A 12,042-nucleotide genomic window follows, 5' to 3' on the forward strand; every position below is an offset into this window, starting at 1 on the left:
ATTTTTGTGCGTAACTGAACCGGCCGGGTCAACAGCAACGGAGACGAGATCATTGACCAGCACGACCTTTCCCGACGCTAGCGCGCGCCCGCGCGTCGCCCTGGCCTTCGCGGCGGCTGCCGTCGCGCTGGGCCTGGGTGCGCTCGCCGCGGTCGCGCCGCCCGCGCCGCAGGCGAAACTGGCCGTGATCGAAAACGTGCGCGAAGTCCGCACCGCCAAGGCGGTGGCGCCGAAGGTGGTGCCCGAGGAGTCGCTCGCCCTTGCCGCCCGCTTCGATGCGGAAGGCTACGACTGGGACGCGGTGCTCGCCGGAAACCAGGAGGTGCCCTCCCTGGTGATGAAGAGCCTGCCCAAGGATCTCGTGCACCTGCAGAACGTCGATCTGAAAAAGAGCCTATTCTTCCGCACCCTGCTGCCGCTGGCGCTGCAAATCAACGCGGATATCGAGGCGGACCGCAAGCACCTGCTCGCCCTCAAGGCGAAGGCGGCGGCGGGCGAGCCGTTCTCCGCCCGCGATTCCCGCCGGCTCGCCGACCTCGCCCGCGCCTACAAGACCGAACCGGAGAACATCGAGGAACTGCTGCTGCGCGTCGATGGCGTGCCGCCCTCGCTGATGCTCGCCCAGGCGGCGGAGGAAAGCGGCTGGGGCACCTCCCGCTTCGTGCGCGAGGGCAACGCCCTGTTCGGCCAGTGGACCTGGTCCGACGACCACAGCGGCATCGTCCCCGCCGCCCGCGATGAGGGCGAAACCCACAAAATCCGCGCCTTCGCCAGCGTCAAGGGGGCGATCGCCGCCTACGTGCGCAACCTCAACACCCACGCGGCGTACGAACGCTTCCGCCTGCAGCGCGCGCTCGGCGCCTCCGGCTACGACCTCACCGCGACCCTGGACAAGTACTCCGAACGCGGCGTCAAATATGTGGACACCCTGCGCACGATCATGCAGGCCAACAACCTCGCCGCCCTCGACCAGGCCCGCCTGTCGAAGGAAGTGCTGGTGGTGCGGCGGTAACGGCAGGGAAAACTTTGTGGAGGGACTCGGTCCCTCCACGCCTCCCATAACTTGGTTTTTGCGCGTAGCGCGATAGAGCCATCACGCCGCGTGACGGTTGACTGCCGCTTCGCGGCGAAAAGTTATGGGGAGCGCGAGGGGTCCGAGACCCCTCGCAACGTTTTTATGTTCCATTTTTGTTCTTGCCGTCTCCCGGCTTTCGCGGCATGCTTTCGGGCATGGAGCACATTCCGTTCAAGGCGCAGCCGCACATTGCGGCCTCCCGCAAGCGCGGCGCGGGGCTGAACCGCGCGGGCCGCTACGAATCGCGCGCGAGCGAGGTGGTGGACGACGGCTGGGAATCGTGGAACGACCCGGACCTGCCGCCGCTCTCCACCACGGTGCAGGAGGATGCGGCCCGCAGCGTCATCACCCGCAACGACAGCCCGGACATTCCCTTCGACCGCTCCCTGAACGCCTACCGCGGCTGCGAGCACGGTTGCATCTATTGCTATGCCCGGCCCTCCCACAACTGGCTGGGGCTTTCCTCCGGGCTGGATTTCGAGACCCGGCTGTTCGCCAAGTCCCGCGCCCCCGAACTGCTGGAGGCGGAGCTTTGCCGCGCCGCCTACCGCAAGAAGCCGATGCAGCCGCTGGCCATGGGCACCAATACCGACCCCTACCAGCCGGTGGAGCGCCGCCTGCGCCTCACCCGCCGCGTGCTCGAGGTGCTGCGCGACTTCAACCACCCCTTCACCATCACCACCAAGTCGGCCATGGTGGTGCGCGACATCGACATCCTCGCCCCCCTGGCGGCCAGGGGGCTCTGCGCCGTCGCCCTCTCCCTCACCACGCTGGAGCGCGACCTGGCGCGGGTGATGGAACCCCGCGCCACGCCTCCGGCAGGCAGGCTGGAGGCGATGCGCGCCCTCTCCGCCGCGGGAATCCCGGTTACCGTGATGTCCGCGCCGATGATCCCGGCGCTCAACGACCACGAGATGGAGGCCATTCTCGCCGCGGCGCACAATGCCGGGGCCACCAGCGCCGGGTATACCCTGCTGCACCTGCCCTACGACCTCACCGAGCTGTTCTCCGACTGGCTCGCCACCCACGCGCCGGACCGCGCGGAACACGTGCTCTCCCTCATCCGCCAGACTCACCAGGGCTGCCTCAACGACGCGCGCTTCGGCTTCCGCATGCGCGGCACCGGGCCGATCGCCGACCTCCTCCACCTGCGCTTCGCCAACGCCTGCAAACGCCTCGGCCTCGATAAACCCCGGCCGAACCTGCGCACCGACCTCTTCCGCCCGCCGCCGCGCCGGGGGGAACAGTTCAAACTCGCGCTGTGAAGCGGGAAAAACCAGGCCAGGGGCGCTGCCCCTGGACCCCGCTGGGGACTCGGTCCCCAGACCCCATAACTGGTTTTTGCGCGTAGCGCGATAGAACCATCACGCGGCGCGACGGTTGATAGCCGCTGCGCGGCGAAAAACAAGTTATGGGGTGCGCGAGGGGATTGGAGCCGACCGCCGGAGGCGGTGGGAACGCCCGGTGGGCGTTCCCAAGACGGAAATGTCCCCTCGCAAAGTTTTATTTTTCGCGGGGCGGCAACTCAACCGCAGGCCGGACAGTCGTCCTGGAATTCCGCGGGGTCGATGGTGCCGATGACCAGAAGGCTGGCCCTGGCTTCCGCCGTCACCGTGCCGTCGGGCAGCGCGATACTGCCCGCCATCTCGATCAGCTTGCCGCGTTCCTTCACCACCCAGCCGCTGACGGTCAGCGCCTGCCCCACCGGCGTGGGATGGCGATAGCGCGTCTCCATGCGCGCGGTCACCACCTTCAAACCGTGCTTGCAGTGCACCCGGCCCATCACCTCGTCCAACACCGTGCCGATGATGCCGCCGTGCAAAGCCCCCTCGTAACTCTGATGCTCCGGCCCCGGCGTGAAAATCGAAACGTATCGCCCACCCCGCTCGCAGAATTTCAGCTTCAACCCGATGGGATTGGCCTTGCCGCAGGCAAAACAATAATCGTTCCGCGCTTCCTCTCCAGACACGATCCACCGCCTCTCCGGTTATGACTCTCCTGGCCGAAACTGGCGCTCCGGGTGGGAAAAAGGAAGGGAAAAAAGGGAAAAACTTCACGAGGGGACATTTCCGCCTTGGGAACGCCCACCGGGCGTTCCCACCGCCTCCGGCGGTCGGCTCCAATCCCCTCGCGCCCCCCATAACTCAGCCTCTCAACGCGACACGGCCAGCAACTCCTGCTGCATCGGCAGTGGGCCGGAAGCGGACAGTCGGCCATATGGCGACAATTGTAACGAACGCAACGATTAGACCAAGTTCATATTTGAGCTGGGGAGGGGCTCAATGGTCGATCACAAGGGCCGATTCCGGAGCGCCGTTTCTGGGTGGCACCATGTCTTCGTCAGGAGGCGTTAGCTCTGACGCCTGCGCTAGGTTTTCGAGCGGATAGCGCGCATCGAGTGTCCTTGCATCGAGTTGCGGAAGCTGAATTTTCTCGAAATCAAATACCTCTCGGCCATTGAGGAACAGCCTACCGCTTGTAGCGTCCGGCCAATGAACAGCAAACTCGATGGTTCTAAAGAATGGGTAGACTTTGAGAAGTTGTGGCGCGCCGCCGATGACCCCTTTCAGGTCTCTGCGGCGGTCCGTATAGACCGGATTATTAAGCATAGAATTAAGGGCGCAGAACGGCTCCATGTTGATCCTGTCTGCCGAGCCGTAGTCAATGTGCTGGCCGAGTTCCTGATAATATTGATGCTGAAGGTCACCGATCATGCCAAACTGCTTGACCTCGCGATGAAGTCTCTCACTTATTCTCTTGGGAAAGGATGAGCTAGAAGCCACAAACTGCTTCGCGCCATTGTCGAAGCGAATTTTGTTGATAATGGGGTGCCCGTGACGCCACGAAAAGCAACCGATCAGGAAAGAGGTCTCTAAGAGTTCCCGCTCAAGATCGACAGGATCAATGTATGAGTTCAAAAATTTATTGGCGAGTGCCGCAAAGCGGCGTGGCAGCTCCGAGCCGTCAAGTGCCCGGTCTATATTCTTCTTATAATTTTTAATATAAGATATGAATTGATTGATGAGTGGATAAGCGATCAATGTGCTGCCACAGAAACCTATTGCCGCATCTTCACGAGGAAGGGGGAACAACTTCTGGCAAACGTCGATATTACCTCCGCCCGACAACCGACTATCAGAGCAAAAAACGATCTCGGAGTACGTTGTGAGGCGGCGTTCCCAAGCCAGCGTGACCGTCAATTTTCTCTCCGAATTTTATAGATCTCACCTTTATTCTGCTCTTCCATAAGACTTTCATCTAGTCATAGATGAACATATGACGTGGATTGAATGGTTCTCCTGGGTTCTGGCGTAATGGGGGTCCTGTCACTGCCAGTTCATGGCTGCTTTTTGGAACGGCTTCCATCAGCATGGAATGTCGTGAATGGGCGCAGAGCGGAAATGATCTGTTTTTTTGCGCGCAGCGCCATAAGCCCGATGCCTGATGCAGCAGGGGTTGATTGCCGCTGCGCGGCGAAGAACAAGTTATGGGGGGTGTGGGGGGCCTGAGGTCCCCCACGAAGTTTTTTATCCACCCGGAATCAGCACAGCGTTTCGCGGGCGAGTTGGGTGGCTTCGGTGAGCCAGGTGGCGCGTTGGTCCGGGGTGCTGAGGATTACCGGCTCGAAGTTGCGGCGTTGGGTGGGGATGCCGAGGGCGCCCCAGACGCAGCGTTTCCAATAGGTGTCCAGCGGGTCGCCGTAGAGGGCCTGTTCCGCCGCCTGGGGGGTATTGGAGGTGGTGAAGACCAGGGCTTTTTGGGTGTTGAGTAGGGAGACCATGACGCCCTCGCCCTTTTCGTTGGCGCCGAAGCGGTAGGCCACGCCGACGCGGAGCACGCGGTCGAGCCATCCCTTGAGGATGGCCGGGGCCTGGCTCCACCAGTTGGGGTGGACGATCACCACCGCGTCGGCGGCTTTCAGGCGGTCGATCTCGGCGGCGAGGCGCGGCGGGAGTTCGCAGTCGCGGTTGAGTTCGTCGGCGGCGAACAGCGGGTCGAAGCCTTCGGCATAGAGGTCGCAGGTATCGACGGCGTGGCCTTCCGCCGCCAGGGCCGCGCCGACGGCGGCGGCGATGGCGTGGTTGAAGCTGCCGAGGCGGGGGTGGGCGAGGACGATGAGAACGCGCATGGGGATCGGTCCTGGTGAGAAGCGGAGAGGGTGAGTCCCGGTTACCACTTGCTTCGCCGCGCGTCCAGGCCGGGCTTTATTTCCGCGCGATGAGGGAGATCACCGCGCCCTCGCCCTGGTGGCTGGGGCCTTCGTCGAGGGTTTCGAGAACGGTTTCGAGGAGGAGGATTTCCGCGCAGGCGGCGAAGTCCTTCCGCAGCGTGGCTTCGCTGTAGAGCATGGTGGGGTCCTTGGGGCCGCCGGAGGCGTAGTGGAGCTGTTCCGTGCAGAAGGCCTGGAGGAGGACGAGGCCGCCGGGCTTGAGGGTTGCGACGGTCTTGGCGTGGAGGTGGTGGCGCACCCGCGGCGGCAGGTGGGCGAAGATCAGGGCCACGGCGTCGTAGTAGCCGGGCGGGTAGTCGAAGGCCAGGGCGTCGGCGGCGAGCGCGGCGATGCTCACGCGGTTTTTCGCCGCCAGGGCCTTGGCCTTTTCCACCCCGACTTCCGACTGGTCGAAGCAGGTGACGGCGAAGCCCTGTTTGGCGAGGAAGACGGCGTTGCGCCCTTCGCCCTCCGCCGGCAGGAGCACGCGCCCGCCGGGCGGCAGCAAGTGGGCGTGCGCGGCGAGAAAACGGTTGGGCGTGCGGCCGTAGGCGAAGCCCGCGGCGCGGTAGCGGGTGTTCCAGAAGTCTTGGGTCATGCGGCTGATATGGGGTGTTTTCCGGGTGTGTGAAAGCGATATTGCGAAGAGTGCGCCGTTTGCCCGGGCCAACGGAGCCAGCGATGCCGTGAGGTGGTAGGCTTGGGGGCGGTTGGCCCCTGTTGAACGGAGGCGGGCATGGAAACTCTGCCGATCGGCAAGGCGTTCACGCTGCTGGAACCCGGACCGGTGGTTCTGGTCACGACGAACGACGGCCGCAAGGACAACGTAATGACCATCAGCTGGACCATGGTGCTGGACTTTGCCGCGTCCTTCGCCATCACCACCGGCCCGTGGAACCACTCCTATGCCGCGCTGCGGGAGTCGCGGGAATGCGTGATCGCCATTCCCACCGTGGACATGCTCGACACAGTGGTCGGCGTGGGCACCTGCTCCGGACGGGATACGGACAAGTTCGGGAAATTCGGACTCACCCGGATCAAGGCCGCGCAGGTGCGCGCGCCGCTGATCGGGGAATGCCTGGCGAACATCGAATGCCGCGTCGCCGATATCGTCGAACGGCACAACATCGTGGTGCTGGAAGGACTTGCCGCCTACCTCGATTCCGCCCGCAAGGAGAAAAGAACCCTCCACGCCATCGGCGACGGCACCTTCGTCACCGACGGCCGCAAATTCGACCGCAGGGAAATGATGCGGTCGAAGCTGCCGGATGGGGTGTGAGGCGGGGAAAACCAGGCCGGGCTCCGCCCGGACCCGCAAGGGGCCGGGAGGCCCCTTGACCCCATAACTTTTTTGCGCCGCGCAGCGGCAATCATCCCCTGCTGCATCGGGCATCGGGTTTATCGCGCTACGCGCAAAAACCAAAAGTTATGGGGTGCGCGAGGGGATTGGAGCCGACCGCCGGAGGCGGTGGGAACGCCCGGTGGGCGTTCCCAAGACGGAAATGTCCCCTCGTGAAGTTTTGGTTTTTCCCGCCCCTACTCGGCGTTTTTGTATTTCAGGCCTTCCTCGTCGTAGAAGAAGCCGTTGGAGTTGGGGGCGCCGTCGATCAGGCCGTCGGTTTCGTCGAGGAGGTCCTGCGGGTCGGCGGTTCCGTCGATGATGCCGCGGAACTGCCGGGCGATGCGGACGACGTCCACGTCGTGAGGCGAGATGCGGAAGCTTTTGACCCCCATTTTGAGCATTTCGGGGATTTCCGCGGCGAGGTTGGAGACGGTGTAGGACATCGTCTGGGTGCCGTTGACGGTGAGGAAGGGTTTGCCGTCGAGGGTATCGATGGCGAGGCCGTCGTTGTCGAGGCCGCAGACGTAGCGGCAATTGGATTTCGGCACCTTGTGGATGCGCGAGTGATAGCAGCGCGCGGCGATGGCGAGCGGCATGCGGCCGAAGACGAAGACCTCCACATCCATGATGCCCGCGCCCGCGAGCACGCCGATGGCGTGGCCCGACATTTCCACCGGCACGCAGACGCGGTCCGCACCGCCCGCGGCGAGGCGGGCGAGGGTGCCTTCGTTATAGACGTTCATCATCGGGCCGATCATGTGGGGGCGGCCCTTGAGCATGTCGTCCACGGCGATGTCGTTGGCCTCGAAGTAGAGGTTCTCGTCCGCCACCGTCTCGCGCATGTCGTTCATTTCGCGGCTGGAGAGGATGAGGCCGAGGGTGGAGAGCACCACTTCCTTGCCGCCCTTCTGCAGGCGGTCGATCAGGCCGGGCCAGTGCGGCTCCTGGAAGGGGGTGCGCTTGGAGCAGACGGTTTCCCCCAGGATCACGGTGTCCACGTCGGCCTCGTCGGCGACGCGGGCGTAGTAGTCCTGGCGTTTTTCGTTGCTCCAGTTGAACAAGAGCGGGCCGAGGGTGAGCTTTGCGGTCTGTGCGGCGGTCACGGTGCGGCGCTCCTTGCTCAGTGCCAGGCTTTCTTGTAGGCGCCCGCGGTTTCGCGGCCGCCCTCGGTGAGGTCGGCGATCGCCGCGGCGTCCAGCTGTTCGCCGCGGTCGAGCGCGTCCACCGCCTTGCGGAAGGCGCGCACCACCTTTTCCACATAGGCCTTGCCGCGCTGGCGGCCTTCGATCTTGAGGGCGGTGACGCCCGCGTCCGCCACTTCCGGCAGCATGGTGAGGAGGTTGAGGCTCACCGGCTCCTCGAACAGGTAGCTCACCTTGTCGTTGGCGGAGAAGCGGCCCTTGCACAGGGTGGGGTAGCCCGCCGGTTCGCCCTCGGCGAAGCGGTTGATGGTGAAGCCGCCGAGCTTGGAATCGAGGCCGGAGCCGTGTTCCTCGTAGGCGACGTGGCTGGCCGGGGAACACACGCCGGTCTTGTTGGGCGATTTGCCGGTGACGTAGGAGGAGAGCGAGCAGCGGCCCTCCGCCATCACGCACAGGCCGCCGAAGACGAAGACCTCGGTCTCCACATCGGTGTGGCGGTTGAGCTCCTTGATTTCCGGCAGGGTGAGGACGCGCGGCAGCACGACGCGGGAGATGCCGAACTCGCGGGCGTAGAAGTTGATGCCCTCGGGCGTCGAGGCCGCGGCCTGCACCGAGAGGTGGCGGCGGATGTTGGGGCAGTTGTCGCGGGCATAGGCGACGAGGCCGATATCGGCGAGGATGGCGGCGTCTGCGCCGATCTCCGCCGCGTCGTCGATGGCGCGGTGCCAGGGGGCGAGGTTGCCCGCCTCGGGGAAGGTGTTGATCGCGACCAGCACGTCGGCGCCGTGGTCGTGGGCGTAGGCCACGCCTTCGCGCAGTTCCGCGCGGTTGAAGTTGAGGCCGGGGAAGTTGCGGGCGTTGGTTTCGTCGCGGAAGCCGCAATAGACGGTGTGCGCGCCCGCATCCACGGCGGTGCGCAGGGCGGCGGGGGTTCCCGCCGGGCAGACCAGTTCCAGGGTGGTGACCGGGCGGGACGGATCGCGGGCGACGCGTGTCATGGCGGAGCCTCCTTCGGCGGGCGCGGGGATTTTGAGAACCGTTCTCAGGTAGGCATGGTCTTGACCCGGCGCAAGGCCTTTTCCAGCCGCGCGCAGCGTTCTTCCAGTTCCTCGATGCGGCGGGCCTGCGCGTCGGTGCGGCGCACCACCGGCTGGATCAGCGACTCGCCCACCGCCGCGAGGTCGGCCTCGGCGCGGGAGAACCCGGCGAGCGCCTTTTCCGCCACCGCCTGCGCCGCGCCGGAAAGCGGCCCGAAGGCGGAGGCGATGTCGGCGATGAAGTCCACGTCCGCGCCGTCCAGCGCATTGCGCAGCGCCACCACCGCCTCGGTATCGCCCTCGTAGGCGAGGTCGCGGGTGAAGAACATCGCGTCGCCGTCGATGCTGCCGTCCAGCAAGCCGAACAGCACCTTCAGGGGGGCGTGGATGCGGGCATCCGCCGCGGTTTCGTCGGACTTGGCGCGCACCTCGACATGGCCCTCGCCTTCCGCCACGGAGAGGAGAAACAGCCACGGCAGGTCGGTGACGTCGATGGCGAAGCTGCGCGGGCCAAGCGGCGCGAGGCGTTCGAAAATGCCGGGGTGGCGGTCTTGCAGGCGGCGGGCCAGACGCTCCGCGACGGGCTGCACCAGCTCCGGCGGAATCGCCCGCAACAGCAAGCCGCCCATGAGAATGGGAGAGAACGGCGGCGTCGTCATCGTGGCTTCCTTATGGCATGCGCTGGGGGTCGTTTTAGCACGGCGTTTCGGGTTTGTCCCCCCCCTGCATCGGCGCAAAGGCGGTGCGGCAGGGGTCGAGCGGGGCCTCCGGCGGCGCGGCGTCGGGGAGCTGGGGCTTCCACCGGGTGAGCAGGAAGGCGTTGAGCACCACGCTGATGCTGGAGGCGGCCATCGCCGCGCCCGCCACCGCCGGGCTGAGCAGCCCGAGCGCCGCGAGCGGCAGGGCGATGAGGTTGTAGACGAAGGCGAGCGCCAGGTTCTGGCGGATCTTCTTCCAGGTTTCGCGGGCCACCGCCAGCGCGTTGGTGACGGAAATCACGTCGGTGCGCAACAGCGTGATGTCGGCGCTCTGCAACGCCGCATCGGCGGCGGACCCCACCGCGATGCCGAGGTCCGCCTGCGCCAGCGCCGGGGCGTCGTTGATGCCGTCGCCGACCATGGCGACGCTGCGGCCGATGCGCTGCAGGCGGCGGACGATGCGGGTCTTGGTTTCCGGCAGGGCGTCGCAGAAGGCGTTCTTGATCGCCAGCGCCTCGGCCACCGCCGCCACCGCGGAGTCCGCGTCGCCGGAAACCACGGCGCAGGCGATGCGGTCCTTCTGCAGGGCGGCCACCGCGCGCCGCGCATCCACCCGCAGCGGGTCGCATACCGAGAGTCCGCCGATCAGCCGGGCGTTTTCCGCCACCCAGATCGCCGAGCGGCCCTTCATCGCCAGCATCGGCACGATCCACTCGCCGACGTCCATATCCACGCCCGCGCTCTCCATCAGCGGGCGGTTGCCGATCAGGACCTCGGTGTGGCCCTCGAGCGCGGCGCGCACGCCGCGGCCGGGTATCGCCTCGAAGGACTTGAGCGCCGCGGGCACGATGCCGTAGTTTTCCGCATACTCCAGGATGGCGCGGCCGAGCGGATGCTCGTTGCCCTGCTGCGCCGAAGCGGCGAGGTAAAGCAGGCGCGAGACGTCGCCGTCCAGGGCCTCCACCGAGGTGACGAAGGGCCGCCCCTCGGTCAGCGTGCCGGTCTTGTCGAACAGCACGGTATCGACGCGGTAGGCCTTTTCCAGGCTGTCGATGTCGCGGATCAGAATGCCCGCCTTGGCCGCCGCGCCGGTGCCCGCCACCAGCGCCGTCGGCGCGGCCAGGCCGAGGGCGCACGGGCAGGCGATGACGAGCACGGAAACCGCGGCGTTGACCGCCTCGGCGAAGGGGGCGTTGAGCGCCAGCCAGGCGAACAGGGTGAACGCCGCGATCCCCAGCACCACCGGCACGAACATCGTGGTGGTGCGATCGACGAAACGCTGCAACGGCACGCGCCGGGCCTGCGCTTCCTCCACCAGGGCGATGATCCGCGCCAGCGTGGAGTCCGCCGCGGCGCGCCGCGCCTCCACATGCAAGGTGCCGCCGCCGTTCATCGTGCCGCCGGTCACCAGGTCGCCCACCGTCTTGTCCTCCGGCAGGCCCGCGCCGGTGATCATCGAGGCGTCCACCGTGCTCTCGCCGCGCACGATCGCCCCGTCCACCGGGATGCGCTCGTAGGGCTTCACCAGCACCACGTCGCCCACCGCCACCGACTCGATCGGCTTGGAGACCAGCGCACCGTCGCGGATCACCCGGGCGCTCTTCGCGCGCAGCTCCATCAGCGAGCGGATCGCCCGCGTGGTGCCGTGCTTGACCACCGCTTCCAGCCACTTGCCCAGGCGCACGAAGGCGATGATCGCCGCGGCGGTCTCGAAATAGAGGTTGCGCCCCGCCGGACCCATGGCGATCCACGCGATGACGCTGTAGAAGAAAGCCGAAGCGCTGCCGAGAACCACCAGGATGTCCATCGTCGCGGTGCGCTCGCGGATCGCCCGCCACGCGCCGAACACATAGCGCGCGCCGCCCAGCGAGAGCACCACCGAGGACAGCAGGAACGCCCACACCACGCCGAACAGCGGGCCCTCGCCCAGCACCCGCCAGGCGAGGTTTGCGAGCAAGGGCACGGTGAGCACTCCGACGATGCCGAGCATCAGGGACTCCACGCGGCTCGCCCCCGCGCCGAAGCCGTAGGCCGCCGCGCTCTCCACATCCGCCACCGCGCCGTGTTCGCCCAAGGGCGTGACGCCGTAGCCCACGCGGCGCACCGCCTGCATCAGGGCCTCCACGTCGCGCGCGGTGGAGACCAGGCGCACGTCGGCGCGGTTCAGCACCGGGTTGACCTGCGCCTCGATGACGCCCTCTACCGTCTCCAGCGCATGGCGCACCCGCACCACGCAGGCGCTGGAGGTCATGCCGCGGATGGAGAGCGGCACCAGGGCGTCGATCACCGCAACCTCCAGTCCCTCCAGCTCGCGCACCACCTCGGGCAAGGTGGCGCGCGCCGGGTCCAGGGTCAGACTCACCGCGTCCAGGCCGGGGGACACCTCCACCGCGATCACCCCCTCCATGCGGCGCAGGCGGTTGGCGAGGCGCTGCGCCGCCGCGGCGTCGCCCATGCCGGACACCGGCAGTGCGACGCGGCGGTACGGGCCGGGGTCGGCGGCTTCTGGGGTCGTCTCGGTCGGCGGGACGGACATGC

General features: G+C 66.5%; 11 protein-coding genes. 3 read left to right on the forward strand and 8 right to left on the reverse strand.

What is annotated here, in order from left to right; genetic code table 11:
- Positions 1-52: 52 nt before the first annotated feature.
- Positions 53-1,012, forward strand: coding sequence for a glucosaminidase domain-containing protein (locus tag O7R11_RS05130; RefSeq protein WP_337996418.1), 960 nt, complete (start codon positions 53-55; stop codon positions 1,010-1,012).
- Positions 1,013-1,230: 218 nt separating this feature from the next.
- Positions 1,231-2,340: a PA0069 family radical SAM protein gene (locus O7R11_RS05135; protein ID WP_337996419.1), complete on the forward strand. Its 1,110-nt coding sequence runs from the start codon at positions 1,231-1,233 to the stop codon at positions 2,338-2,340.
- A 260-nt stretch (positions 2,341-2,600) separates the two neighbouring features.
- Here the strand turns inward: O7R11_RS05135 and O7R11_RS05140 are convergent, their stop codons facing one another.
- The 4 genes from O7R11_RS05140 to O7R11_RS05155 form a co-directional block, all read right to left on the reverse strand.
- Positions 2,601-3,044, reverse strand: coding sequence for a PaaI family thioesterase (locus O7R11_RS05140; RefSeq protein WP_337996420.1), 444 nt, complete (start codon positions 3,042-3,044; stop codon positions 2,601-2,603).
- A 310-nt stretch (positions 3,045-3,354) separates the two neighbouring features.
- On the reverse strand, positions 3,355-4,275 hold the full coding sequence (locus O7R11_RS05145; protein ID WP_337996421.1) for a hypothetical protein: 921 nt from the start codon (positions 4,273-4,275) through the stop codon (positions 3,355-3,357).
- A 341-nt stretch (positions 4,276-4,616) separates the two neighbouring features.
- Positions 4,617-5,204: an NAD(P)H-dependent oxidoreductase gene (locus tag O7R11_RS05150; protein WP_337996422.1), complete on the reverse strand. Its 588-nt coding sequence runs from the start codon at positions 5,202-5,204 to the stop codon at positions 4,617-4,619.
- Positions 5,205-5,280: 76 nt separating this feature from the next.
- Complete coding sequence (locus O7R11_RS05155) at positions 5,281-5,883, reverse strand: class I SAM-dependent methyltransferase (RefSeq protein ID WP_337996423.1); 603 nt, start codon at positions 5,881-5,883, stop codon at positions 5,281-5,283.
- Between the two features lie 138 nt (positions 5,884-6,021).
- Between O7R11_RS05155 and O7R11_RS05160 the strand changes: the two genes are divergently transcribed.
- Positions 6,022-6,564 (forward strand): flavin reductase family protein, encoded by a 543-nt coding sequence (locus O7R11_RS05160; protein ID WP_337996424.1) that lies wholly within the window; start codon positions 6,022-6,024, stop codon positions 6,562-6,564.
- Between the two features lie 257 nt (positions 6,565-6,821).
- On the opposite strand, the gene ubiV is transcribed toward O7R11_RS05160, so the two are convergent.
- Genes ubiV through O7R11_RS05180 form a run of 4 tightly spaced genes read right to left on the reverse strand, consistent with a single transcriptional unit; the run spans position 6,822 to position 12,040 of the window.
- The gene (gene ubiV / locus O7R11_RS05165; protein ID WP_337996425.1) at positions 6,822-7,730 is read right to left on the reverse strand and encodes a ubiquinone anaerobic biosynthesis protein UbiV; all 909 of its coding nucleotides are present in this window, start codon (positions 7,728-7,730) and stop codon (positions 6,822-6,824) included.
- 17 nt (positions 7,731-7,747) lie between these two features.
- On the reverse strand, positions 7,748-8,767 hold the full coding sequence (gene ubiU / locus O7R11_RS05170; protein WP_337996426.1) for a ubiquinone anaerobic biosynthesis protein UbiU: 1,020 nt from the start codon (positions 8,765-8,767) through the stop codon (positions 7,748-7,750).
- Between the two features lie 44 nt (positions 8,768-8,811).
- Positions 8,812-9,465, reverse strand: coding sequence for a ubiquinone anaerobic biosynthesis accessory factor UbiT (gene ubiT / locus O7R11_RS05175; protein WP_337996427.1), 654 nt, complete (start codon positions 9,463-9,465; stop codon positions 8,812-8,814).
- A 34-nt stretch (positions 9,466-9,499) separates the two neighbouring features.
- A complete protein-coding gene (locus O7R11_RS05180; protein ID WP_337996428.1) occupies positions 9,500-12,040 on the reverse strand; it encodes a heavy metal translocating P-type ATPase in 2,541 nt (846 codons plus the stop codon).
- Between the last annotated feature and the right edge of the window lie 2 nt (positions 12,041-12,042).

It is taken from the genome of Oleispirillum naphthae, assembly GCA_027864655.1.
Classification (GTDB): domain Bacteria; phylum Pseudomonadota; class Alphaproteobacteria; order Rhodospirillales; family Rhodospirillaceae; genus Oleispirillum; species Oleispirillum naphthae.

Bases quoted from the DNA above. Each gene is read 5' to 3' on its own strand.
- O7R11_RS05150 (WP_337996422.1), bottom strand. From the start codon at position 5,204: ATGCGCGTTCTCATCGTCCTCGCCCACCCCCGCCTCGGCAGCTTCAAC.
- ubiU (WP_337996426.1), bottom strand. From the start codon at position 8,767: ATGACACGCGTCGCCCGCGATCCGTCCCGCCCGGTCACCACCCTGGAA.
- O7R11_RS05160 (WP_337996424.1), top strand. From the start codon at position 6,022: ATGGAAACTCTGCCGATCGGCAAGGCGTTCACGCTGCTGGAACCCGGA.
- O7R11_RS05155 (WP_337996423.1), bottom strand. From the start codon at position 5,883: ATGACCCAAGACTTCTGGAACACCCGCTACCGCGCCGCGGGCTTCGCC.
- O7R11_RS05135 (WP_337996419.1), top strand. From the start codon at position 1,231: ATGGAGCACATTCCGTTCAAGGCGCAGCCGCACATTGCGGCCTCCCGC.
- O7R11_RS05180 (WP_337996428.1), bottom strand. From the start codon at position 12,040: ATGTCCGTCCCGCCGACCGAGACGACCCCAGAAGCCGCCGACCCCGGC.
- ubiT (WP_337996427.1), bottom strand. From the start codon at position 9,465: ATGACGACGCCGCCGTTCTCTCCCATTCTCATGGGCGGCTTGCTGTTG.